Origin of the sequence: Ferruginibacter paludis (genome assembly GCF_030409685.1) — a bacterium.
GTDB lineage: Bacteria > Bacteroidota > Bacteroidia > Chitinophagales > Chitinophagaceae > Ferruginibacter > Ferruginibacter paludis.
In genome coordinates, this window is the sequence record NZ_JAUFQJ010000024.1 from 319,255 (window position 1) to 342,519 (window position 23,265).

Annotated in this window: 22 protein-coding genes; 2 read left to right on the forward strand and 20 right to left on the reverse strand. The window is 40.3% G+C overall.

The window, feature by feature from the left end; all coding sequences use genetic code 11:
* Window positions 1-25 precede the first annotated feature (25 nt).
* Entirely contained in the window at window positions 26-781 is a 756-nt protein-coding gene (locus tag QWZ08_RS25810; protein WP_290340590.1) for a Bax inhibitor-1/YccA family protein, read from the reverse strand.
* A 70-nt stretch (window positions 782-851) separates the two neighbouring features.
* Entirely contained in the window at window positions 852-1,013 is a 162-nt protein-coding gene (locus tag QWZ08_RS25815; protein WP_290340592.1) for a hypothetical protein, read from the reverse strand.
* A gap of 41 nt (window positions 1,014-1,054) precedes the next feature.
* Here QWZ08_RS25815 and QWZ08_RS25820 point away from each other — a divergent pair, with 41 nt between their 5' ends.
* Both QWZ08_RS25820 and QWZ08_RS25825 read left to right on the forward strand, forming a co-directional pair.
* Window positions 1,055-2,911 carry a 2-oxoacid:acceptor oxidoreductase subunit alpha gene (locus tag QWZ08_RS25820; RefSeq protein WP_290340593.1) on the forward strand — a complete coding sequence of 619 codons (1,857 nt, stop codon included), beginning with the start codon at window positions 1,055-1,057 and terminating at the stop codon, window positions 2,909-2,911.
* 190 nt (window positions 2,912-3,101) lie between these two features.
* The gene (locus tag QWZ08_RS25825; RefSeq protein ID WP_290340594.1) at window positions 3,102-3,341 is read left to right on the forward strand and encodes a hypothetical protein; all 240 of its coding nucleotides are present in this window, start codon (window positions 3,102-3,104) and stop codon (window positions 3,339-3,341) included.
* 235 nt (window positions 3,342-3,576) lie between these two features.
* Here the strand turns inward: QWZ08_RS25825 and QWZ08_RS25830 are convergent, their stop codons facing one another.
* From QWZ08_RS25830 to QWZ08_RS25915, 18 genes are all read right to left on the reverse strand, one after another.
* Window positions 3,577-4,506 (reverse strand): phosphatase PAP2 family protein, encoded by a 930-nt coding sequence (locus QWZ08_RS25830; RefSeq protein WP_290340595.1) that lies wholly within the window; start codon window positions 4,504-4,506, stop codon window positions 3,577-3,579.
* A complete protein-coding gene (locus tag QWZ08_RS25835) occupies window positions 4,506-5,135 on the reverse strand; it encodes a sterol desaturase family protein (protein WP_290340596.1) in 630 nt (209 codons plus the stop codon). Before QWZ08_RS25835 ends, QWZ08_RS25830 begins: the two co-directional genes overlap by 1 nt.
* A 23-nt stretch (window positions 5,136-5,158) precedes the next feature.
* Window positions 5,159-5,698 (reverse strand): DUF4833 domain-containing protein, encoded by a 540-nt coding sequence (locus tag QWZ08_RS25840; RefSeq protein ID WP_290340597.1) that lies wholly within the window; start codon window positions 5,696-5,698, stop codon window positions 5,159-5,161.
* 10 nt (window positions 5,699-5,708) lie between these two features.
* The gene (locus QWZ08_RS25845; RefSeq protein ID WP_290340598.1) at window positions 5,709-6,419 is read right to left on the reverse strand and encodes a CDP-alcohol phosphatidyltransferase family protein; all 711 of its coding nucleotides are present in this window, start codon (window positions 6,417-6,419) and stop codon (window positions 5,709-5,711) included.
* A gap of 18 nt (window positions 6,420-6,437) precedes the next feature.
* Window positions 6,438-8,993, reverse strand: a complete 2,556-nt coding sequence (locus QWZ08_RS25850) for a DUF5686 and carboxypeptidase-like regulatory domain-containing protein (protein ID WP_290340600.1) — start codon at window positions 8,991-8,993, stop codon at window positions 6,438-6,440.
* A complete protein-coding gene (locus QWZ08_RS25855; RefSeq protein ID WP_290340601.1) occupies window positions 8,990-9,370 on the reverse strand; it encodes a GtrA family protein in 381 nt (126 codons plus the stop codon). The genes QWZ08_RS25850 and QWZ08_RS25855 overlap by 4 nt, the downstream gene beginning before the upstream one ends.
* Window positions 9,370-9,825, reverse strand: a complete 456-nt coding sequence (locus QWZ08_RS25860) for a phosphatidylglycerophosphatase A family protein (RefSeq protein ID WP_290340603.1) — start codon at window positions 9,823-9,825, stop codon at window positions 9,370-9,372. Before QWZ08_RS25860 ends, QWZ08_RS25855 begins: the two co-directional genes overlap by 1 nt.
* 64 nt (window positions 9,826-9,889) lie before the next feature.
* Complete coding sequence (locus QWZ08_RS25865; protein WP_290340604.1) at window positions 9,890-10,873, reverse strand: NAD-dependent epimerase/dehydratase family protein; 984 nt, start codon at window positions 10,871-10,873, stop codon at window positions 9,890-9,892.
* Complete coding sequence (locus QWZ08_RS25870; protein ID WP_290340605.1) at window positions 10,870-11,991, reverse strand: hypothetical protein; 1,122 nt, start codon at window positions 11,989-11,991, stop codon at window positions 10,870-10,872. Before QWZ08_RS25870 ends, QWZ08_RS25865 begins: the two co-directional genes overlap by 4 nt.
* On the reverse strand, window positions 11,988-13,199 hold the full coding sequence (spt, locus tag QWZ08_RS25875; protein ID WP_290340606.1) for a serine palmitoyltransferase: 1,212 nt from the start codon (window positions 13,197-13,199) through the stop codon (window positions 11,988-11,990). The genes QWZ08_RS25870 and spt overlap by 4 nt, the downstream gene beginning before the upstream one ends.
* Before the next feature lie 75 nt (window positions 13,200-13,274).
* Window positions 13,275-13,715, reverse strand: coding sequence for a MarR family winged helix-turn-helix transcriptional regulator (locus QWZ08_RS25880; protein ID WP_290340607.1), 441 nt, complete (start codon window positions 13,713-13,715; stop codon window positions 13,275-13,277).
* Between the two features lie 393 nt (window positions 13,716-14,108).
* Window positions 14,109-15,110 (reverse strand): L-glyceraldehyde 3-phosphate reductase, encoded by a 1,002-nt coding sequence (gene mgrA / locus QWZ08_RS25885; protein ID WP_290340608.1) that lies wholly within the window; start codon window positions 15,108-15,110, stop codon window positions 14,109-14,111.
* A gap of 352 nt (window positions 15,111-15,462) precedes the next feature.
* Window positions 15,463-16,341: a sugar phosphate isomerase/epimerase family protein gene (locus QWZ08_RS25890; protein WP_290340610.1), complete on the reverse strand. Its 879-nt coding sequence runs from the start codon at window positions 16,339-16,341 to the stop codon at window positions 15,463-15,465.
* 63 nt (window positions 16,342-16,404) lie between these two features.
* Window positions 16,405-17,325 carry an alpha/beta hydrolase gene (locus QWZ08_RS25895; RefSeq protein ID WP_290340611.1) on the reverse strand — a complete coding sequence of 307 codons (921 nt, stop codon included), beginning with the start codon at window positions 17,323-17,325 and terminating at the stop codon, window positions 16,405-16,407.
* A 92-nt stretch (window positions 17,326-17,417) separates the two neighbouring features.
* Window positions 17,418-17,981, reverse strand: coding sequence for a gluconate 2-dehydrogenase subunit 3 family protein (locus QWZ08_RS25900; protein WP_290340612.1), 564 nt, complete (start codon window positions 17,979-17,981; stop codon window positions 17,418-17,420).
* A 22-nt stretch (window positions 17,982-18,003) separates the two neighbouring features.
* Entirely contained in the window at window positions 18,004-19,716 is a 1,713-nt protein-coding gene (locus QWZ08_RS25905; RefSeq protein WP_290340613.1) for a GMC oxidoreductase, read from the reverse strand.
* An 89-nt stretch (window positions 19,717-19,805) separates the two neighbouring features.
* Window positions 19,806-21,521 (reverse strand): GMC oxidoreductase, encoded by a 1,716-nt coding sequence (locus QWZ08_RS25910; protein ID WP_290340615.1) that lies wholly within the window; start codon window positions 21,519-21,521, stop codon window positions 19,806-19,808.
* Between the two features lie 52 nt (window positions 21,522-21,573).
* Window positions 21,574-23,253: a GMC oxidoreductase gene (locus QWZ08_RS25915; protein WP_290340616.1), complete on the reverse strand. Its 1,680-nt coding sequence runs from the start codon at window positions 23,251-23,253 to the stop codon at window positions 21,574-21,576.
* Window positions 23,254-23,265: the final 12 nt, after the last annotated feature.

Here is a 23,265-nt window from a genome sequence, read left to right on the forward strand (position 1 = left end):
TTTTAATTGTATAATTTTAAACTGGTTATTTCCTGTCGCTCAGTTTTGCCAGTAATCTTAATATTTCGAGGTATAACCAAACGATGGTCACCATTAAACCAAATGCGCCGTACCACTCCATATATTTGGGTGCGCCGGCCGCAGATCCCTGCTCAATCATATCGAAATCTAAAATGAGGTTCAGTGCGGCGATTACAACCACCACCAGTGAAAAGCCGATGCCCATTAAAGACCCTTCATGCAAAAATGCGATGTCAACGCTGAACATTCTTAATACCATTGCAATCAAATAAAAGATGGCGATACCTGCTGTAGCCATAATAATAACCGCCTTAAATTTCTCCGTAGCCCGGATGATTTTAAAGCTGTATAAAAAATACATGGCGATAGCAGTACCAAAAGTTAAGCCCACTGCATTCATTACAATACCGGGTGCTTTGGTTGCAAACGCATCGTTGTACATGGCAGAGATGGCGCCTAAAAAAAGCCCTTCCATCAAAGCATATAAAGGAGCAAGATAACCAGCCCATTCTTTTTTGAAAATAATTACAAAAGCCAGAATTAAACCGCCGATTAAACCAATCCAGATCAGTGGCTGCACATTTCCTCCGCGGGCATATTCTTTCCATGAATAAAAAGCCGATCCCATCAGCATCAGCAACATAAATCCAAACTTATTGAGGGTTCCCCTTAGCGTCATAGTGTCGCTGTTGGCGCCAACAAAAACCGATTGAAAATTTTTCTCTGATAAAGCAGGATTTCCTGATTTGAATAAAGACATAGTTGTTATTTTAGGGTGTAAAATTAATTCAATTTATAACAGCTGTTGTAACTGATTTATTGCGGTGCTGTTAATTTTTCTCTTCAGAGAATGCCAGGCTACGAATTTTTAGTGTTTTAATAATATTGCGCATTATCCAATATTTTTTTGCAATCAGCGTTGGTGAATTGGCTAATTTTGCGCCAATTCTTCCTCTTTGCTGCCCAATATAAAGATCAAAGCCAGTTGGCACAAATAGAAATGGTTGTAACTTGCAGTAATTTATAAAAACATATGAGATCAGACCAGGTTTTACCCGAAGTAGTAATCAAATTTGCAGGCGATAGCGGCGATGGTATGCAATTGACCGGAAGCCAGTTTACCAACAACACTGCCTTGCTGGGCATTGACCTGGCGACTTTCCCGGATTTCCCGGCCGAGATACGTGCCCCCATCGGCACTGTTCCCGGCGTGAGTGGTTACCAGTTGCGCTTTAGCAGCGACCGTATTTTTACTCCCGGCGATGCCAGTGACGTATTGGTAGCAATGAATGCGGCTGCCTTAAAAGTGAATTTAAAAACCCTTAAAGCGGGTGGTATTATTATAGCTAACATTGAAGGGTTTGATTCAAAAAACCTGCGCCTGGCCAATTATCCCGAAGGTGTTAATCCATTGGAAGATCACAGCCTTGACAGCTACCAGCTGATCAAAATGGATGTTACCAAAATGACCCGTGAAGCCCTGAAGGATTTTACCATGGGTATGAAGGAAAAAGACCGAGCAAAAAATATGTTTGTACTGGGCTTTTTATACTGGATGTACAACCGCGACATGGAAAATACCATTCAGTTTATAAAAGAAAAATTTGGAAAGAAACCAGAGATTTTTGAAAGTAATATAAAAGCCTTGCAGGCTGGTTATAATTATGGCGATACCACCGAAACTTTTACTACCCGTTACAAGGTGGAGAAAGCAAAAATGGAAGCCGGTACTTACCGTTCTATCATGGGCAACCAGGCTTTATCTTACGGCTTAATTGCCGCCGGGCAAAAAAGCGGTCTGCCCTTATTTTTAGGCAGCTACCCTATTACACCTGCCAGCGATATTTTACATGAACTAAGCAAGTATAAAAATTTTGGCATTAAAACATTCCAGGCTGAAGATGAAATCGCAGCGATTGCTTCCAGCATCGGTGCAAGTTATGGTGGCAACCTTGCCGTTACAACAACCAGCGGCCCGGGCATGGCACTGAAGGCGGAAGCCATGGGGTTGGCTGTAATGCTGGAAATTCCTTTGATTATAATAAATATCCAGCGTGGCGGACCCAGCACCGGCTTACCAACCAAAACAGAACAGAGTGATTTGATGCAGGCTTATTATGGCCGCAATGGCGAATGCCCAATGCCCATCGTATCCGCATCAACACCAAGTGATTGTTTTGGCGCAGCCTACGAAGCAGTTAGAATCAGTCTGCAACACATGACGCCGGTAATTTTATTAAGTGATGGTTATATTGCCAATGGTGCCGAGCCATGGAAATTTCCATCTGCTGCGGAATTACAGGAAATAAAAGTGTCTTATGCATCTCAAAACAATGCTTCGGACCTGGATGCCAATGGCAAATTTCAACCTTATAAAAGAGATGAGAGACTGGTTCGGCCATGGGCCATACCCGGCACACCAGGTTTAGAACACCGGGTAGGTGGGTTGGAAAAACAAGACGTTACCGGTAATATCAGTTATGATACCGAGAACCACCAGCACATGGTGAAGACCAGGCAAAAAAAGGTAGACCTGATTGCAGAACATATACCGGAACAAAAATTAGACAGCGGTGCTGAAAAAGGAAAAGTGTTGGTATTGGGTTGGGGAAGCACCTACGGTACTATCAAAAGCGCGTGCAAAGAATTACAGGATAAAGGTGTTGAAGTATCTCATGCTCATCTCAGGTACATTCGTCCTTTCCCAAAAAACCTGGGCGATATTATCAAAAACTTCGATCATGTTTTAATACCTGAAATTAATAACGGGCAGCTGGTAAAAATTATCCGCGATGTATATTTTGTAGATGCAAAAGCATACAATAAAATCATGGGTATTCCTATTACAAAAGCTGAATTGGTAGATGAAATAAATAAACTGATTGCCTGACAGGTGATGCAAGTTGGCTGATATTGGGCGCTCAATTTTTGAGCGCCTTTTTTAAAAAATTAACGATTCAAAAATCTGCCGGGCATTTATCTGAAAAGATATTTCAGGGCAAAGCCATAACGTTAGGTGAATGAAGTATAATGCTGGGACACATACCTGAGCTAAAAAATTCTAAACAGATTGAATATTTATGGCAATTCTTGATTTTTTAATTTTTCATCTGACATACTGGTTCAATAAAAATAAGGACAAACTTAAATGGAGTACTCCACTAGAAAGAGCCATATATGCTATGGGCTCAGCTAACATGATGTTTTTAACGGGAGTTAACGAGTTAATTGGTTTTACCATTCTTCGTGACAAGGATGTACACATAGGTAGTATATGGTTTATATTACTTGGCTTAGGAACTATGCAGGTTTATAAATAAGTGTATGTAAACAGAGATCGTTATAGTGCAATTGCGGAAAGATTTTCTTTAACCAAACCTAAAACTGAAAATACAGGAATAATAACATCCATTGCATTCATCGTTTCATGTTTTATTTTCCAATAATAATTCATATAATATTTAAACCATTTGGAGGTAAGGGAAGTTTTAGATTTTAAAATAAGTATTAGATAAATTGGCGTAGGTGTCTTTGATATTACTTCTTGCCATTCTATTATATTTTAGAAAGATAATACCGCACAAAGTTTTGAACTGGCCTGGATCGTAAAATAATTTTCTGAAAAATAACAATCCCTGCTATAGCACAGGCAATGCCGGCCAATACATCCAGCAAGTAATGATGGCTTGTATACACGGCGGCAAACCAAATACCCACCATTACAATAGCAAATAATATGTTGATCCAGCCAAGTTTTTCCCGCAGACCATAGTACAGCACAATCACAGGGTAAGAAGAATGCAGTGAAGGCATTGCCGCAAACACATTGCTGCTTTTGGCATAGATGCTTTTAAAAATACCTGCGTTAAAAAAATCATCAAACCGTTGCAGGCCGGCACTGTTGCCCGGTGTATGAGCATTAAACAACGCACCGTATTGCTGAAAATACCACGGAGGTGCCGCCGGGTAAGCATAATAAATAACAAACCCGATAAAATTTACCAGTACAAAAGTGAGGGAAAACTGTAAAAAAAGCTCTTTATCTTTAAAAAATAACCAACCTGCAAAAGCCAATGGTACGGGTATCCAGCATAGGTAAAATATACCTGTCAGCACATCCAGGAACGAGTTGTGGTGTTGCAGCCAAAATTCATTGGGCGTAACTATTTGGTCGTTAGCATGAATACCGAAGATGGTTAGTTCAGCCTGGTGAAGCTGTTTAATATTGACCGTATTAAAAACATAATTGGGAAAGGCTTTCATGTAATCGAAAATGATCCAATACACGATAAATATCGCAAAGCCAATGATAAATTTACGGCTGATAGCGGTACCAAAATAAGCTACACAAAATATGGCCGATAATACCAGCTGGTCCGAATTAAACCCAATTAAAAAAAATGAAACCAGCAGGTATATGGCAACAATACAAATTACAATTGCTGCCTGCTTAACAGAATAAAAACCAGTAACATTTTTTGTCATTAACTTTTATTGGATTGCCTGGAAAAACCAGTTCGCAAAATGATATCCCAAAGCGAACTGCTAACGCCATAACCCTTATCAGGATCCTGATAATGGTGCAGCATGTGATGCTGCTTAATTTTTTTCATGATGCCACTTTTAAAATTATGATGGTGCATAGCGTAATGAAGCATATCATAACACAAGTAGCCCAGTAAAAATCCCGGAAAAAATGAAAACAACAATTGCGATACCAGGAAGCTTTTAAACAAAAAATAGAACAAAGTAGCCAGCGGAATACTTACCGATGGAGGTAAAACCAAGCGTTTTTTATCCCTGGGATAATCATGGTGAACGCCGTGAAATATAAAGTGTACTTTTCTACCAAATTCAGAAGTTGGATGGTAATGAAAAATAAAACGGTGCATAACATATTCTGTTAACGTCCACACTCCCAGGCCGATTAAAAAATACAATCCAAAATTTATAAAACTTGCACCTGCTGAAAAGGCTTTGTATATGAAAATAAAAATAGCTGGTACAAAAATAAATAAGGGTACAGCAAAATGAACCTTGGAAAGGCTTTCCATCAAATCACTCTTAAACATCCTTATCGATTCCTCAGAATTTGAAACATATGTCTTTTTCATTGCTGTCAATTTAAATGGTAGAATTAAATTTTTAACCGCTCTGTTACCGGTGAATGCGTTGCCGGATCAACTCCGCTCACTTCAACATACTCCACATTGGGTGACCAAAATGAGCCGCCCTTGATAGCAACATAAATACGTGTTAGTATCGCAGGCTTTTTATTGATGGTAGTGAACACATGATATTGATTATCGGCCGACAGCATCAGGTACATTTTGTATTTTTTGTACGATACAAAATTAAGTTCGTACTTATTTTCACCAATTGCTTTTGACTTTACCCCATAGGCGAATTTCCTTTGTATATAACTCAGGTCTTCTATTTGCCCTTTTTCCTGGTAGCGTATCCAGAAAACACGAATGGGATCTTCTTTATCTACCGTTCCGTCTTTATAATTTAATTCACATACTATGGTATTGGTATTAGGGGTGCGTTGCAAAAAAAACAGCTGTTTAGCATTGCCTTCCGGCACAGGAAAAACTTTTTCCTGCGCTAATGCAAAGTTAAATACAAGCTCACCAATGAATAGAATTACAATAAAAAATAATCTTTTTAAATTCATAAATTTTCGTTTACCGGCCTTTAGCCTCCAATGCTTTTTTTGCATTCCTTAGTCTTTTAATTGCTGTTATATTAGTTAATACTGCCATTACTGCTATTGGCAGGGTAAAAATCGTCATCGTTTCAAATACATGAAAAGAAATGCCAGGCACATAATATTTATAATTCCCCCCAATAAAGTGACCGGTAATGCCACATGCAATGGCAGATAAAGCCAAAAGAATCACCCTTTCCGGCCTTTGCATTAACCCTCCGCTGTTCTGAATACCTAACCCTTCACTTCGTGCCCGGATATAGCTTACCATCATAGAGCCGATCATGGCAATAAATGCAGCCAGTGAACTTATAAAATAGTGATGCGACACCAGATAATAACAAATACCTAAAAACATAATTAATTCGCTGTACCTGTCCAACACGGAATCGAACAAAGCGCCGAAAGACGAACTCATATTTCCCAACCTGGCTACCTGCCCGTCGAGCATATCAAACAGCCCGGCAAATAAAATCAATGCCCCAGCCCAACCCACGTAGGAAAGATCGCCGCGGTTACCCTGTTCGGCGCCTTTTATAAATACAATCGCCACCATAATATTTAATACAAGCCCGGTAACTGTTACCAGGTTTGGCGTAAATCCAATTTTTATCAATCCCATTACCAGTGGATTAATTACTTTATAAATTCCTTTTTGCAGCTTGTCTCTTACCAAAGTATCTTCCATACTTTCAACTTTTAATGATTAAAAATCAAACTTAACCCTCGTTCTTATTCCCCAGGTTGAAATGTCGGGGTGATCAAGGTAGGCGAGTCTTTTTACAAGATCAACCCGTAAAAACTTAAAAATATTTGCAATGCCTACACTTGCTTCCATATACGGAGCCCTGCTTAATGAATAAGTTGTTGGAACCCCCAATGGCCCGGCTTTTGGGAAATTATATACATCCTGGTTTTTTGCAGGATTATTTTCATCCCTTAAGCCACCATACAATATTTTAAAGCTACCCACTTCTCTCAGTTTCAATTTTTTTAGTAATGGAATCTTATTAAAAATAAAACCATTTAAATACAAATCAGTATTAACGGCTGCATAATTATCACTTACAAATTCCATAAAATTCATCAGGTTATATGCATTGAGCTGATAGGCATAACTTTGATTGGCACGATGAATATCCAGCAAAGGAAAAGGCACCTGCCCAAAAATATGACCGCCTTCCAGCGTTACATCGAGATAACCCAGCTGGGATAAATAACATCGTTTAGCAATGGCGAGTGTTAGCTGCTGGTAATTATACTGACCCTTTAAAAAGCCTTTTATCCCATCTTGTAACCGCAGTGTAAAAATGGGAAATTTGTTCCGGATAGGCGTACGGAAATTGATGCCCTGGTAAAATTGTTCATTCGGCGCCCACCTTAATTCCGCAGTAAATTCTGAAGTGGTAATGTTTTGTATAGTATCTAATCCCATATTGGCAGGCTTTTCAAAAACTAATGAGCCGGCCGGCGTTTGTTTTAAATTTTGGTAGCGGATTTTGTATGTAAAGTTTTTACCAAATTCGTGCACATACTCCAGCTTATAGCTGCTTTGGTAAAACCATTTATCAGTTGTACCTCTTTTAAAAGACAGTAAAAAATTATCTTCCGGTGCAAAAACCAATTCCTGACCGGGCAAAGCTGTTTCATACTGGCGGGTAAACTTTACATAATTAAGCGGGTAGGTGTAAATTGATTTGGCATTGAAAGAATAAGCACCGGCAAGCAAGTATTTGTATTTCTTATCTTTAAAACCATAGCCGCCATAACCTTCCAGGTAAAATCTTTTGCTAAAATCAGTGGTGGTACGGCCACCTACCTTAGCCCTGAAACCTTCCAGGGAATTAAAGCTGTAAAAAGTATTTGTATTGCCGATCTGAATCGGACCAAATTTAATCCAGCCTGAAAAAAGCAAGGTGGCAATTTTGAGTGTATTCTTAAACGACTTCATGTTTTTTAGACTGTCGATATTGGAATACACTTTTGCTTCTACATTAGATAATTGCTGGTGCCTGCTGGATATCCAGAAACTGTCGCTTTCACTTCCGGGGGTATTTACTATGACCTCATCACTGCCTGTATATGTAGTGTCTGCAGCTGGTTTATTAATTTCAAAATTTTTAAATGATACCGTTCTTTCACCAAGTATACCGGAAGCTGAATTCTGGCGAAGTGCAAACTCAGCCTTCATACTGCTCTTTATTACATGATACCTTCCGTCTGCCGGATTTTTTTCAAAGCTCTGGTCAATCTTTAATTCTCTTGCCCAGTTAAGATTTGCTTTTTTACTGACGGATAAATTAATTTTTTGCACGCCATAATTGCCGTCGAGTGTTACATACATTACCCCCCTGAATAAAAGATCAGTAGTATTGCGGGGCATAAAGTTTAGTTTGATGAGTTTGATACCATCGTTTTCAACTGTATCGGTAATAAAAAAACGGTAAAATGTCGGCGCCATATCGGCAATGGGACTCAGGAATTGGGAGGTTAAAACAACAATATTGTTATCATAAATATTGATGTCAGCATACAACCTTTTAAGGTAAGAGGTGATCCCCTTATCATCAATTAAATCTCCATAATTCACTTTTTTGGATGCCAGTATGTAAGACTTGTTTTTAAGCGGATTTTTTCTGTAATAGTTTTGAGCTAGTTTTTCTTCCAGGTATACGGGCACCAACGCTTTGCCTTCAAGCGTTGTAGTATCTACATTTTCAAGAATAAACTTATAGTTTTTAAACAACCGGTTATTCATTATTTTTTCCGGCTTATTTGTCAAAGAAAGACCAAGCTTTTCGTATTGCTGGTACTGTACATAGTCATAAGCGGTTATCCTGTTTTTTTCTTTATTGGCAATTACTTTGTCGATTAACTCTACCGCAGGATTGTTTTTATTTCTGTACTTACCACGTTTTGCTTTTATAACAACCGTGCTTAAAGAATTTGTAGTCTCCAGATCAATATTGATTGTTTGCTCTGTACCCGGGACAATTTTTTTTGTTATTTTTTTGTAACCGGTGTAAGAAAATACAAGCGCTGTATACCTGCCATTATTGGATGATATAGAGTAGCTGCCGTCGTCATTACTGGTCACGCCGTTGCCTCCCTGGAAATAAACACTTACAAATGCAAGCGGCTCCTGGGTAACAGCATCTCTTATAAAACCTTTAACCGAAGTTTGAGCAGTTACTGTAATGGCACACATCAGCATTAAAAAAAATAACACACCCAGCTTCGTCCGGCAATTTTTAATTTTCATCCCTTGTTTTTAAACACATACCTTTTCTGAATGTGGTAATTGTATGTAAAAGCCACAATAATTGAAACAGTGACTTTCGCAATTATATATTGAATTTTAAACAGCTTAATCAGCACATATAATCCGGCGGTATTTAAAAATAAATTTCCCGTCCATGTTATAAGGTATCTTCTGCCTTGTAATCCCATTGAGTGGTCGCGTACCTTAAAAACCCAATGCCTGCCAATTAAAAAATTTACAAATCCGCCAACAACTGTTCCCGTAACGCCCGCCATTAACGGATCTGCAGATAAAAACTTAACCAGCAAAATGGTCACAAGGTAATCGCAAAAACTGGCAGTTAAAGAAGCCACATTTACTTTTAGAAATGTTTTCATTACAAAAAATATTGAATTTGCAATAGCAGTTGAATAAATATCAGAGCATAAATGCCCGCCAGTATATCATCCGCCATTACGCCCCAACCGCCAGGCCACTTTTCCAGGTATTTTATTCCAAGCGGTTTCACAATATCAAAAAACCTGAAAAGCACAAGGGCAATAAAAGCGTACGCCAGTTTATGTGGCACAAATAATAAAGCAATGGCCATCCCGGCTACTTCATCTATCACCACCTTACTGCTGTCTTTTCCCCAAACCGCATCTACTTCGTTACCGCATATAATACCCGCCACAATAATAAAAATGGTTATTACCATCTGCCAGACTGAATCTGTATAGGCGGCAGGCAGCAATAACCATATAATACAATATAACAAAGCCGCAATTGTACCGCCTCCCTTACCTACGTAACCTATGCCCAGTACAGATGCTATTGTTTTATAAATCTTCATTACAGTCTTTCAACAAGCTTACGGCAATCAGCTGTTTTATTTAAAAATCCACTCCAAATTCCTTTCACAACAACCTGTTTTTTTTATACCAGTCTATGCTATTTTGTAATCCGTTTGTAAGACTGAATTTTGGTTTAAAGTTTAAATCTTTTCTTGCTTTACTGATATCGCAATACCAGTTAGTGGCCGCCAGTTCGTGTAATTTTTCCCTGTTAATTACCGCAGGCTTGTTTATCCAGCCATTGGCAGTTTCCAAAAAATAAGCCAATACTTTTATTAAAGGCATTGGTATATGAAACCGCAATGCCTTTTTCTTTAATATTTTTTTTGTGATATCTGCAAATTCATACCTGCCGTACTTATTGCCATCCGTAATATTATAAACACCTTTCGCATCACAAAACAGAGACTGCACTGCTACTGTTGCCACATCTGCTGCATGAACAAAACTAAGTTGCTGAGCAATCCGTCCCATGTAAGGATCCATGCCCCTGCTAACCGTTTTCAGCATTATAAAAATATCTTTATCACCCGGACCATAAACAGCTGTCGGCCGCAAGGTAACAAGTGGTATGTTCAATTTTGACAGTTCATTCTCAGCTAACAACTTGCTTCTTCCATATGCAGTAACCGGCCTTGGTTCTTTTTGTTCTGTAATAGTATCAGCCAAATCAGTTGCCGGGCCAGCCGCAGCAAGGCTGCTGATAAATACCATTTTTTTAAAATGTACTTTGCTGATTTCCGCCGCCCTGGCCAGGTTGACCGAATTACCGGCGTTGATATCATTGTAATGCTGCTGCTTAACAGCTTTTGTTACACCAGCGGCATGAATTATATAATGAATGTTAATGTCAGCAAGGATTTTAGCCATATCCTCAACATCATTGTAATCTAGAAAGACAAATTTAACCGGCAATGCTTTCAGGTGATCAATCCTGCTGTTCTTTCTTACCGCAGCATACACTGACAGATTTTTTTCAAGTGCCGCTGTTATTAAATGATACCCTAAAAAACCACTGGCACCTGTTATCAGGACATTTTCAATCATATTGCTTTTTCAAGAATTCTATACCGCTTGTACACCCTGGCGTTCATTTTTAACAGCCCGTTATTCATCATTTCGTTGTTCTCCAAAATCCAGGACGCTTCGCCGCCTTTTATTTTTTTATCCATTGCACGCTGAATGATTTCTGAGTAAAAAAAAGCTTCAATGCCTACCCTTCTGTATTCCTTATTCACGCCCAGAGCTATCACCCTTACATAATCTATTTTCTTTTTACCAAACAATAATTTAAAAATACCAGTGGGCAATAACCGGCCATTTTTTATTTTAATCAATACCTGGTTAATGTCTGGAATTGCCAGTGCGAATCCAATTGCTTTTCCTTCGTACTCAGCAACAAAAGCAAAATCCTTGTCCAGTATCAGTTTCAAATCTTTTGCCAGGTACCTGAATTCATCGTCCGTCATAGGTACAAAACCGGTGTTTTCCTGCCAGGCTGCATTGTATACTTTTAAAATATTTTTTACCTCGGTATCAAAATTTTTAAGGTTAATATTTCTAACAGTAATATTTCTATCCTTCAGCCTTTGAGCCAGTAATTCTTTTAACTTAATTGACTTTTTATCTACGACGTTTGTGGGCAAATCATATGCTAAGAGATCAATATTTTTTGTAAACCCTTCTGCAGTCAGTAAATCAAGATAGTACGGCTTATTATAAGTCATCATAGCAACTGCAGGAGAATCAAATCCCTCAACCAGTAAACCCGCAGTTTCATTTGTAGATGGATTAACCGGCCCGATCATTTTAGTTGCACCATATGCAACCAGCCATTTTTCTGCTTCGTTCAATAATTTTTTTGATACTTCGGGATCATTGTACAGATCGTAAAAACCGAAAAATCCTTCACTTACATTATTGAATTTATTGTGATTGTTATTCAAAATAGCTGCAATACGCCCTGTTAGCACTCCGTTTTTGTAAGCCAGGAAAAGCTGCATGGATGAATGATTGTGAAAAGGATGTTTGCCAGGTGTGAGAATGTCCCGCTGGGCAATGTGCAGTTCGGGAACATAATTTTTATCGCCCCGGTATAACTCATGCGGAAAATCTACAAAAGCAGCCAACTGCTTTTTGCTTTCGACCTTCTTTATTTCAATCATGCTCTTTTTACTTTTAGTAAAGGCACTTTCAATTTGTAAGAAACCTTTTTAATTTTCTCTACCGCATAATCAATTTGTTTAAAGGAATGCGTAGCCATTAATGAAAACCGGATCATAGATGAGTCGCTGCTAACCGCTGGAGAAACCACAGGGTTTACAAAAATGCCTTCATCCATCAGCATTTTCGCCATTAAGAAAGTTTTCTCATTATCTCTTACAAAAATCGGAATGATGGGTGATTCGGACAAGCCGATGTCAAAACCAGCTTTCTTAAAAGCATCCAGTGCATAGTTGGTATTGGCCCATAATTTTTCAATTCTCTGCGGCTCATTTTTTAATACAGTCAATGCAGCTAAAGCACTTGCAGTAGCTGCCGGTGTAATGCTGGCGCTGAAAATTAAAGAGCGGGCATGGTGTTTCAGGTATTCAATAATCACTTTGTCAGCTGCAATAAAGCCACCGATAGAAGCCAGCGATTTACTGAATGTTCCCATTATAAGATCGACATTATGCGTGATGTTGTAGTGAGCGGCAGTTCCCTGTCCAGCAGGTCCGAGAACACCGAGAGAATGTGCATCATCCAGGAAAATGGACGCATTGTATTTTTTAGCCAGGGCAGAAATCTCGTCTAATTTAGATATATCACCTTCCATGCTGAACACACCGTCTGTAGCAATTATTTTAAATGCTTCGTAAGGCACATTGCTCAATAATTTTTCAAGATGCGCCATATCAGAATGGCCATATTTATACAATTTGGAAAAAGATAAACGGGCGCCGTCGATAATGCAGGCATGGTTTAATTCGTCTGAAAATATATAATCTGTTCTTCCCCCTAAAGCAGAAAGTACGCCCACATTTACCTGGTAGCCTGTACTAAAAACCAACGCAGCTTCTTTGCCAACAAACTGGGCCAATGCTGCTTCAAGTTCAATATGTAAATCGAGTGTTCCGTTTAAAAACCTGGAGCCGGCGCAGCCACTGCCATATTTTTCGATGGCTTTTTTCCCTGCATCTTTTACAGCTGCATGATTGGTTAAACCAAGGTAACTGTTTGAGCCAAACATAAGCACCCGTTTACCGGCAATAATTACTTCAGTGTCCTGGTCACTCTCCAGTGGCCTGAAAAAAGGATAAATGTCAGCTGCTTTTAAATTTTCAGCAGTTTTGAAAGCGGATACTTTCTCTAGCAAGGTTTTATTAGTCATTGCAGTGTTTTAAAATGTTTCCTTAAGCGATATAATTACAAAAAATATTGGTACTCTTTCATTTTTATCAGACTGCTACTTACACTTTTCCTGAATTTTTGCGAGTACGTCCATACAGGTTTCCACGTCTTTTTCGCTGATTCCTTCCTTTAAAATTCCGTCCTGCCCCAAAAACTTTCCGTGCATAATATCAATGATTGATTTTCCTGTTGAGGTTAGCTCAATTACATTTTTCCTCCTGTCTCCTGCTACCGGTAATCTTTTCACAAATCCTTTTTCTTCTAAAATGTCAATGGACCGCAATATTGCAGATTTAGTTTTGTCCATCACCGTGGCAATATCCTGCTGTATCATTTCTTTGGTTGTGCTGCGTGACAAATAATATAACACCCCTAATTGCTCAAAGGTGATATCTTTTGTGATACCGGAAAAGGCTCCATTGATTGTTTTCAACAACAGTTTACCCGTGTGAACAATCATAAAACCAAGCGTATCCGGCATTTCTTTACAGTCCATATATCAATAGTTGCGTAGTAAACTATCGCAAAACTAACGATATATTCTTGTAAAGGTCAATTTTTTTTAAAAATAGGGATAACAGCGGTGATTGGTTGTTACTCATTGGTTAGTGATTACAAGCTACTTTTCCGGTACAATCCGCAAGATAAAATCCCTGCTTTTTAAAAAATTACCGTTAAAATATTTTAACAAAATACGGGAGCATTAAAAGAAATAAATACTATAAAACAAGATAGTACAAATAGCGGAAACTGATTTTAAAACCTGCTTAATTTTTACAATATACTTATACAAGTTTCTAAGACAAAAGCAGGTTGTTTAAGTTGCCTGCTTTTGACCATATTGCTAATACAAAATTAAAAATTATCCTTTGTGTATCCGCCTTATCAACTAACCTGCCTTCAAAATTTTTTCGATGGCAGTTAGTTCGTCGTTAGTAAAAGCCAGATTATTTAATGTGGCAAGATTGTCATTTAATTGTGCAACAGAGCTTACCCCTATCAAAACTGTAGTTATTCTTTTATCTTTTAATATCCATGCCAGCGCCATTTGTGCAAGCGATTGTCCACGCTTTTGAGCCAGATTGTTCAAAGCATTTAATTGAGATAAAACCTGCGGCGTAATGGCACTCGGTTGCAACGCACCATGCGCCTTCGCTGCTCTTGATTCTTCAGGAATATTTCCCTGCAAATATTTGTTGGTCAGCAAGCCCTGGGCCAGGGGAGAAAACGGGATACATCCAATGCCGTTGGCTTCGAGCTCATCCACCAGGCCATCTTCTACCCATCTTTCAAACATAGAATATTTTGGTTGATGGATGAGGCATGGCGTACCAAGGTCTTTTAGTATTTGAATGGCCTGTTTTGCTTCGGGCAACCGGTAGTTGGATAAGCCCGCATACAATGCCTTACCACTTTTAACAATATCATGCAGGGCCATCATTGTTTCTTCCAGCGGCGTGTTTGGATCCGGACGATGGGAATAGAAAATATCCACGTAATCCAATTGCATGCGTTGCAAACTTTGGTTAAGACTCGCTATTAAATATTTTCGGGACCCCCAGTCGCCATACGGGCCAGGCCACATGTTATAACCTGCCTTGCTGGAAATAATCAATTCGTCGCGTAGATAGCCAGGGAAATCCTTTTTCAAAATGCTGCCGAAATTTTCTTCCGCAGAGCCGGGAGGGGGGCCATAATTGTTTGCAAGATCGATGTGTGTAACGCCCTTATCAAAAGCCGCACGTATAATGACACGGCCGGTTTCAAAATTATCTACGCCGCCAAAGTTATGCCATAAGCCAAGCGAAATAGCCGGTAAAAGTATGCCGCTTTTTCCGCAACGGTTATATGGCATAGTCTCATATCGTGTAGAAGAAGGTGTGTAACTCATTTTTAATTTTTATGAACCGCTTTTACTGATTCCGTAAATTTTATGCCGGTTAACATTGGGGCAGTATTTTGCATGCGCTATTTACATTTTCACTTTTTATCGGTTTTAATGCAATGGTACTGCTTTTTGAAGTGTGCTGATTCACTTTTCAATACCTGAAAATTGCTGTATGTCCCGGCATGCAGCAATAGTTGCCTTCATATTAGTAGCATGTTGTCTATTGATTTGTAGACTTGGTAAATATAAATTTAAAAGCAGCATTGATATTTGACCCGTCTGTTTATTTGACAGACAAGAAAAAAATGGCCGGATAGCTAAAAGCTACACGGCCATTCAACTAATTTGGTGCTTTTTATTTCAACAAATTCTTTTTCATGTAATCTGCACTGGTTTTAATGCAATCAAACACAGGGTGCCTGTATTGTTCCTGTTCTACAAAAGTATAATCAAGGCCTGCAATATTTTTGGCTGCAAATATTTTTTTCCAGTCAATTACTCCCTTACCCACTTCGCAGGTTTGGCCTTTGGCACCTGTTGCACTGGGCGCCTCCATATCTTTAATGTGCCACATCGGGAAACGACCCGGATATTTTTTAAACCAGTCAACAGGATTTTGCCCTGCGTTTTCAACCCAATACAAATCCATTTCAAACTTTACCAGTTTGGCATCCGTATTATTGAGCAGTATCTCGTACTTGGTAATATCGCCTTCTTTTTCAAATTCAAAATTATGGTTGTGGTAAGCTGTAGTAATACCAGCTTTTGCACTCAATTCGCCACCTTTATTAAGACGTTCCGCAATCCTTTTAAAATCATCGCCTGTTCTGTGTTTATCGTCCAAATAAGGGATGGTAATGTATTTATGGCCCAACAAGGTAGCATCTTCAATCAGGTATTTCCAGGTATTCCAGTTGTAGTCTGGTGCATGCAACATATCGGATAAGCCATAATGGCCGCTGACTGTTTTTAAATTATTTTCCTTTAGCATAGCGGAAAACTGCGCAACGGTATTGCCAAAATACATTCGGTTGTTGTAACCAAACAATTCAAGGTTGGTGTAACCAGCCGCTGATATTTTTCGAAGTGCATTTTTTAAATCTTTCACTTCATCCCTTACGGTGTACAATTGTAACCCGAGATCTTTATGCATTTTAAAAAGGTCTGTTTTATTAACCATTAAACCAGCCGCAAGCAATGAGCTTTGCTGAATAAATTTTCTGCGTGTAAGCATGTGTGTGTTTTTTTAATTTTAAGATTTAAAGCGGCCCATATTAACACCCATCGTATTGAATATCTATGGTGCAACCCAGCCATGATTCTGCATCCAGTTTTTGCACCGGTCCATCCATTGCTCATTTTTGTTTTTCAGATGCAATCCAAATCCATGCCCGCCTTTTTCGTACAGATGCATCTCTGCATCAACATGATTTTTTAGTAAGGCCAGGTAAAATTCTACACTGTTTTGAACTCTTACCGCACCATCATCACTCGCATGCAGTAAAAAAGTGGGAGGTGTTTTATCCGTTACCTGCAACTCGTTGGAATATTCAATTATTTTTTCAGCAGATGGGTTTTTACCAACCAGGTTTTCGCGGGAGCCCATATGAGCAAGGCTGTCTGTGAAACTGATCACAGGATAAATCAATAACATAAAGTCCGGGCGAAGGCTGGTGTTGTTTGGATTTTCAATAACAGCTTTATTAAAATGAGTTCCTGCTGTTGAGGCAAGATGGCCACCGGCGGAAAACCCCATGATGCCAATGCTTGCAGGATTGATGTTCCATTTTTGTGCTCCCTCCCGAACAGTTTTAATAGCTTGTTGCGCATCCTGCAACGGACCAATTTCGGGATTCACCATTGTTGTACTGTTGGGAATTCGGTACTTTACAACAAAAGCCGCCACACCCATCTCCACAAATTTCTTCGCAAAATCGGCACCTTCGTGCCCTGCTGCTAAAACAGCATAGCCACCACCGGGACAAATTACCACTGCGGCGCCGGTTGCTTTTTCTTTTGGCGGAAGATAAATTGTAAGCGTAGGCCTTGATACCTTACTGATGATCAATATCCCATTTTGCTGTTCCGATTTTTCTTCATCCGGCGCAGGTTTGCTGTTGGGTATCTTGTCTTTGTAAAGCGGGATAGTTGTCTGCGACATCAGTATTAATGGGGCAACATGAAAAAGGAATACTGCGAGGGCAATTTTTTTCATCATCGTTTTTATAAAGTCCTGTACATATCATTTTGCCCAAAGAAAATTCTTTGGGCAAAATGATTAATTAGTTCTTAGCAGGCAAAATATCAATACTAGGTAGCCCAGGCCTTATCACCTTTTTTGTATGGATAAGCACCATCATAATGGCCCGGTACCGCTATGTAGCGCAACGCCTGTGTCGCACCTTCTTTTGAAGTAAAGTACCCGAACAGCGTTAACTGTTTCATCATAGTAAAATAATGAGCGGGGTCTTCCGGCTTTTTGCTTTTCTGGTAATCTTTGGCTTCCTTATCAAGGCCTGTTAGTAAAGCTGTGCGCTGTTCAGGGGTAGCTTCCAGGAAAGATTTGCCGTTTGCTTTTTTACTTGCTTCCTCCAGTTTACCAATGCCTTCATGAAAGATTTTCTGATCCTTATCTTCATAAGTATCATTCACCATCACTACCATAAGCTGGCCCACTTTGGCTGCTTTTGCACCCGGAGTTTTGGTGGCAGGTAAAATGGTTTCAGCAACTTCATCCAAAAAAGCGGTATCTGCTTCGCCGAATGTGGGACCGCCAACCATGGGCCCGCTTTTACAACTGGTGAGCAATTCACCACCAATGAATGCGCCGCCCGTTAAGGCCGCAATCATTTTTAATAGCTCTCTTCTTTCCATATTGATAGTTTTTATATGATTGTTATAAATTTCCTTTTTTAAGTTCGTTCACCGCAAAATCCGCAGCCCTTGCAGTCAGCGCCATGTAAGTTAAAGAGGGATTCTGACATGCAGAAGAAGTCATGCAGGCTCCATCCGTTACAAATACGTTCAGACAATCCCAAAGCTGGTTGTTTTTATTTAACACAGATGTTTTGGGATCTTTTCCCATTCTTGCCGTACCCATTTCATGAATACCATGGCCCATAGCGTGACCCGTATCATGTGTCTTTACATTTTTAACGCCCGATGCTTCAAACATAGCTACCAAGTCTGTTAAAATATCCTTGCGCATTTTTAATTCGTTCTCTTTAATTTCTGCATCCATGGCAAGCACCGGCAATCCCCATTTATCTTTTACTGTTTTATCCAAAGTTATTTTATTCTCATGATAAGGTAATATCTCGCCGAAGCCGGTGGCTCCAATGGTCCAGGAGCCCGGTTCTGTCAATGCTTCTTTAAAATTGCTGCCAATATTCATCTCGGCTATTTCCCTGCTCCAACCCTGGCGGGAAGCACTGCCCTGGTAACCGAAGCCACGCAGGTAATCTCTTTTATCGCCATACAAATTTGCAAACCGGGTAATGTAAAATCCGTTGGCACGGCGTCCAAATGTGGTCTCATTTTCATAGCCTTCTACCGTACCGGAGGCGCCTAAATTGTAATGATGATCCATGATATTGTGGCCGAGTTCGCCACTGCTGCTGCCCAATCCATCAGCCCAAACATCCGTGGCAGAATTCATTAACACCCAAGCTGAATTTAGAGTAGATGCATTTAAAAATACGATCTTACTAAAGAACTCATATGTTTTATTGGTTTCCGCATCCAGCACTTCTACGCCCTTTGCTTTCTTGCTGTCCTTATCATAGATAATTTTAGTAACAATGCTCCATGGCCGGACTGTAATATTACCCGTAGCTTGTGCAGCTGGCAGGGTAGACGACTGTGTGCTGAAGTAGCCGCCGAAAGGACAACCTTCCCAGCAGCGGTTGCGGTACTGGCATTGGGTTCTGGCCTGCAGTGGTGCCGTTAAATTAGCCGTGCGCCCGATGATCATGTACCTGTTTTTAAACTGCTGTTTTATTCTTGCAGCAACATCTTTTTCCACGATGTTTAAATCCATTGGCGGTAAAAAATGTCCATCCGGCAGATGCGCCAATCCTTCCATGGAACCGCTGATGCCAGCAAATTTTTCAACATAATCGTACCAGGGTGCCAGATCCTTATATCTTATGGGCCAGTCTATCGCTACGCCATCTTTTGCATTGGCTTCAAAATCAAAATCGCTCCAGCGGTAGCTTTGCCTGCCCCATAAAACCGAGCGGCCACCTAACTGGTAACTGCGCCACCACGTAAATGGTTTTACTTCTGTGTAAGGACAATCTTTTTCACTGGCCCAGGAATCCATAACAGGTTCACTGGCGGCCCAACCGCGGTGAATTACGGGGTAATCTTTCCGTTGTTGTAATGTGGTGTGACCCCTGTGCTCAAATTCCCAGGGATCTTTACTGGCTGTTTTATAATCCTTAATATGTTCGTGTGGCCGGCCACGCTCCAGCATTAGCACTTTTAAGCCTTTTTCTGTCAATTCTTTGGCAGCCCAACCGCCACTAATACCCGAACCCACCACGATTGCGTCGTAAGTATTTTGGACCACGGCCTTATTATTTATATTGGTTGAATCCCCGGGCATGTTAACAAATTAAAAAATAAAAATTCAAAAAGGAGCTCCAAACCTATGAGCACACACACTTATAACTTATAACCTAAAACATATAACCGCTAAAGGTTTCCTTTTTTCAATTCACTCACCGCATGGTCAGCTGCTCTTGCAGTAAACGCCATATAAGTTAAAGATGGGTTTACACAGGCTGCAGATACCATAAATGAACCGTCTGTTACAAAAACATTGGGTGCATCCCATATTTGGTTAAAGCTGTTAAGGACAGATGTTTTAGGATCCTTGCCCATACGTGCCGAACCCATTTCATGAATACCTCTCCCTAAAGTCCCATCCCCTTCACGACCTTTTACATTTTTTACGCCTGCGGCTTCCAGCATTTCGATGGCGTCAGCAAGCATGTCTTTACGCATTTTTTTCTCGTTCTCTTTATACTCAATATCCATCGCCAATACGTTCAATCCCCATTTATCTTTTTTCGTTTTATCCAGCGTTACAAAATTTTCGTGGTAAGGCAATGTTTCTCCAAAGCCACCAATTCCCATTGTCCATGAACCTGGTTCCGATAATGCCTCTTTTAAATCAGCGCCTAAAGACAATTCTTCTGCAGATCTGCTGTAACCTTCCCTGCTGCCTCCTCCCTGGTAACCAAAGCCACGCAGGTAGTCTCTTTTATCGCCGAATAAATTCTGGTACCTTGGAATATAAATACCGTTGGCACGACGGCCGAAAATATATTTATCTTCATATCCTTCTACTTGTCCGCCTGCGCCCACGCCCAGGTGATGGTCCATAATATTATGGCCCAACTCGCCACTACTGCTTCCCAACCCGCCTTGCCAAACATCGGTGGCAGAATTCATCAATACCCAGGCACTGTTTAAAGTGGAAGCATTTAAGAATATAATTTTTGCGTTGTATGTGTAAGTCTTGTTGTTCTCGCCATCCAGCACTTCCACACCTGTTGCCTTCTTTTTATCTTTATCGTACAACACTTTTGTAACAATACTCCATGGACGAACCGTAAGATTTCCAGTAGCTTTAGCCGCCGGCAAAGTAGAAGACTGTGTGCTAAAATAAGCACCAAACGGGCATCCCAGCCAGCATTTATTTCTGTACTGGCAGTTGGTACGGCCAGGTAATGGCTGGGTAATATTTGCAGTACGGCCAATAATCATCGCACGTTTTCCTTTATAATGTTCTTTAATTCTGGCAGCCACATCTTTCTCCACAATCGTCATATCCATTGCAGGCATAAACTGCCCATCGGGCAATTGAGCCAAACCATCTCTTGATCCGCTGATGCCTGCAAATTTTTCAACATAGTCGTACCAGGGAGCAATGTCCTTATATCTTACAGGCCAGTCAATAGCAACCCCATCTTTTAAATTTGCTTCAAAGTCAAAATCGCTCCAGCGATAACTTTGTCTTCCCCACATCAATGAACGGCCACCCATATGGTAGCCACGAAACCAGTCGAAACGCTTAATTTCTGTGTAAGGACTGTCTTTATCACTGGCCCAATAATCCAGGTTAGTTTCATTTAAAGGGTAATCTCTTTTTAGTACAGGATAATCCTTGATCATTTGCTGGGTGCGCCTGCCACGGTGCGGATAATCCCACGCTTCCTTATTGGCGTTTACATAATCCTTTACGTGTTCAATATCGCGGCCTCTTTCCAGCAACAATACTTTCAATCCTTTTTCTGTCAATTCTTTTGCAGCCCATCCTCCGCTGATACCGGAACCTACCACGATAGCATCATACGTATTTTGAGTCACTGCCTTGTTGTTCACATTGGTTGAATCCTGTGGCATAATTATCTTTTTTTGTTTGGCTCCGGTTGTCGTTACCGGAATAGTTTATAAATTATAAGTTCATTTTTTTTAATTCGCTTACTGCATGATCGGCTGCCCTTGCCGTAAAAGCCATATAAGTTAGTGACGGATTCTGACAAGCGGCCGACGTCATAAAAGAACCATCGGTTACAAATACATTGGGTGCATCCCATACCTGGTTAAAACTGTTCAGCACTGATGTTTTAGGATCCCTTCCCATTCGTGCAGATCCCATTTCATGTATACCACGACCCAGCGTTCCATCGCCCATGTAACTGGTTACGTTTTTAACACCGGCAATGGTGAGCATTTCTTCTGCATCTTTCTGCATGTCGATGCGCATCTTTTTTTCATTCTCTTTGTACTCAATATCCATCGCCAGTACATTCAAACCCCATTTATCTTTTTTGGTTTTATCCAGCGTTATCATATTTTCATGATAAGGCAATGTTTCTCCAAAACCACCCATACCCATACTCCATGCGCCGGGTTCAGCAACAGCATCTTTAAAGTCGCCACCAATGGTAAACTCCGGAATATTTCTTCCCCATCCATCGCGGCCTGCCCCCCCCTGGTAACCAAAGCCCCGCAGGTAATCTCTTTTGTCGCCAAATAAGTTACGATAACGGGGAATATAAATACCGTTGGCACGACGACCGAACGTATACTTATCTTCAAAACCTTCAACCAAACCACTTGCACCAACACCCAGGTGATGATCCATTATATTGTGCCCAAGTTCTCCGCTACTACTTCCTAATCCGCCTTCCCAAACATCGGTGGCAGAATTCATCAGTACCCAGGCACTATTTAAAGTAGATGCATTCAGAAATACTATTTTGGAATTGTATACATAAGTCTTGTTGTCCTGTGCATCCAGTACTTCCACCCCGGTAGCTCTTTTTTTATCTTTATCGTATAAAATTTTTGTAACAATACTCCATGGCCGTAGTGTAAGATTTCCGGTAGCCCTCGCTGCCGGTAGAGTAGATGATTGGGTGCTGAAGTAGGCACCGAAGGGACATCCGAGCCAGCATTTATCCCTGTATTGGCAATTGGTTCGTCCGGGTAATTTTTCAGTAATATTGGCCGTACGGCCGATGATCATTTTCCTGTAACTGTTGTAATGTTTGTTCATCCGCTCACTCACATCCTTCTCCACAATATTCATATCCATGGCCGGCATAAATTGTCCGTCAGGTAGTTGTGGCAGGCCATCTCTTGAACCACTGATGCCAGCAAACTTTTCTACGTAATCATACCAGGGAGCAATGTCTTTGTATCTTACTGGCCAGTCGATCGCAACTCCATCTTTCAGGTTGGCTTCAAAATCAAAATCGCTCCAGCGGTAACTTTGACGTCCCCACATCAGCGATCGTCCACCTACATGATATCCCCTGAACCAATCGAAGCGTTTTATTTCTGTATAGGGGCTGTCTTTGTCACTAGCCCAATAATCGAGGTTGGTTTCGTTTAATGGATAATCCCTTTTCAGTACCGGGTAATCCTTTATCATTTGCTGGGTGCGTTCGCCACGGTGCGGATAATCCCATGCTTCTTTATTGGCATTTACATAGTCCTTCACATGTTCAATATCGCGACCACGTTCCAGCATCAAAACCTTCAATCCCTTTTCTGTAAGTTCTTTGGCAGCCCAACCACCACTAATACCTGAACCTACCACAATCGCATCATACGTGTTGTTTGGCATTCGTTAATAATT

What these genes read in the sequence shown, in the direction of transcription:
- QWZ08_RS25830 (WP_290340595.1), bottom strand. Translation starts at nt 4,506, where the DNA reads ATGACAAAAAATGTTACTGGTTTTTATTCTGTTAAGCAGGCAGCAATT.
- QWZ08_RS25870 (WP_290340605.1), bottom strand. Translation starts at nt 11,991, where the DNA reads ATGATTGAAATAAAGAAGGTCGAAAGCAAAAAGCAGTTGGCTGCTTTT.
- QWZ08_RS25860 (WP_290340603.1), bottom strand. Translation starts at nt 9,825, where the DNA reads ATGAAGATTTATAAAACAATAGCATCTGTACTGGGCATAGGTTACGTA.
- QWZ08_RS25910 (WP_290340615.1), bottom strand. Translation starts at nt 21,521, where the DNA reads ATGCCACAGGATTCAACCAATGTGAACAACAAGGCAGTGACTCAAAAT.
- QWZ08_RS25820 (WP_290340593.1), top strand. Translation starts at nt 1,055, where the DNA reads ATGAGATCAGACCAGGTTTTACCCGAAGTAGTAATCAAATTTGCAGGC.
- QWZ08_RS25915 (WP_290340616.1), bottom strand. Translation starts at nt 23,253, where the DNA reads ATGCCAAACAACACGTATGATGCGATTGTGGTAGGTTCAGGTATTAGT.
- spt (WP_290340606.1), bottom strand. Translation starts at nt 13,199, where the DNA reads ATGACTAATAAAACCTTGCTAGAGAAAGTATCCGCTTTCAAAACTGCT.
- QWZ08_RS25825 (WP_290340594.1), top strand. Translation starts at nt 3,102, where the DNA reads ATGGCAATTCTTGATTTTTTAATTTTTCATCTGACATACTGGTTCAAT.
- QWZ08_RS25835 (WP_290340596.1), bottom strand. Translation starts at nt 5,135, where the DNA reads ATGAAAAAGACATATGTTTCAAATTCTGAGGAATCGATAAGGATGTTT.
- QWZ08_RS25850 (WP_290340600.1), bottom strand. Translation starts at nt 8,993, where the DNA reads ATGAAAATTAAAAATTGCCGGACGAAGCTGGGTGTGTTATTTTTTTTA.
- mgrA (WP_290340608.1), bottom strand. Translation starts at nt 15,110, where the DNA reads ATGAGTTACACACCTTCTTCTACACGATATGAGACTATGCCATATAAC.
- QWZ08_RS25890 (WP_290340610.1), bottom strand. Translation starts at nt 16,341, where the DNA reads ATGCTTACACGCAGAAAATTTATTCAGCAAAGCTCATTGCTTGCGGCT.
- QWZ08_RS25840 (WP_290340597.1), bottom strand. Translation starts at nt 5,698, where the DNA reads ATGAATTTAAAAAGATTATTTTTTATTGTAATTCTATTCATTGGTGAG.
- QWZ08_RS25895 (WP_290340611.1), bottom strand. Translation starts at nt 17,325, where the DNA reads ATGATGAAAAAAATTGCCCTCGCAGTATTCCTTTTTCATGTTGCCCCA.
- QWZ08_RS25865 (WP_290340604.1), bottom strand. Translation starts at nt 10,873, where the DNA reads ATGATTGAAAATGTCCTGATAACAGGTGCCAGTGGTTTTTTAGGGTAT.
- QWZ08_RS25855 (WP_290340601.1), bottom strand. Translation starts at nt 9,370, where the DNA reads ATGAAAACATTTCTAAAAGTAAATGTGGCTTCTTTAACTGCCAGTTTT.
- QWZ08_RS25880 (WP_290340607.1), bottom strand. Translation starts at nt 13,715, where the DNA reads ATGGACTGTAAAGAAATGCCGGATACGCTTGGTTTTATGATTGTTCAC.
- QWZ08_RS25900 (WP_290340612.1), bottom strand. Translation starts at nt 17,981, where the DNA reads ATGGAAAGAAGAGAGCTATTAAAAATGATTGCGGCCTTAACGGGCGGC.
- QWZ08_RS25905 (WP_290340613.1), bottom strand. Translation starts at nt 19,716, where the DNA reads ATGCCCGGGGATTCAACCAATATAAATAATAAGGCCGTGGTCCAAAAT.
- QWZ08_RS25845 (WP_290340598.1), bottom strand. Translation starts at nt 6,419, where the DNA reads ATGGAAGATACTTTGGTAAGAGACAAGCTGCAAAAAGGAATTTATAAA.
- QWZ08_RS25810 (WP_290340590.1), bottom strand. Translation starts at nt 781, where the DNA reads ATGTCTTTATTCAAATCAGGAAATCCTGCTTTATCAGAGAAAAATTTT.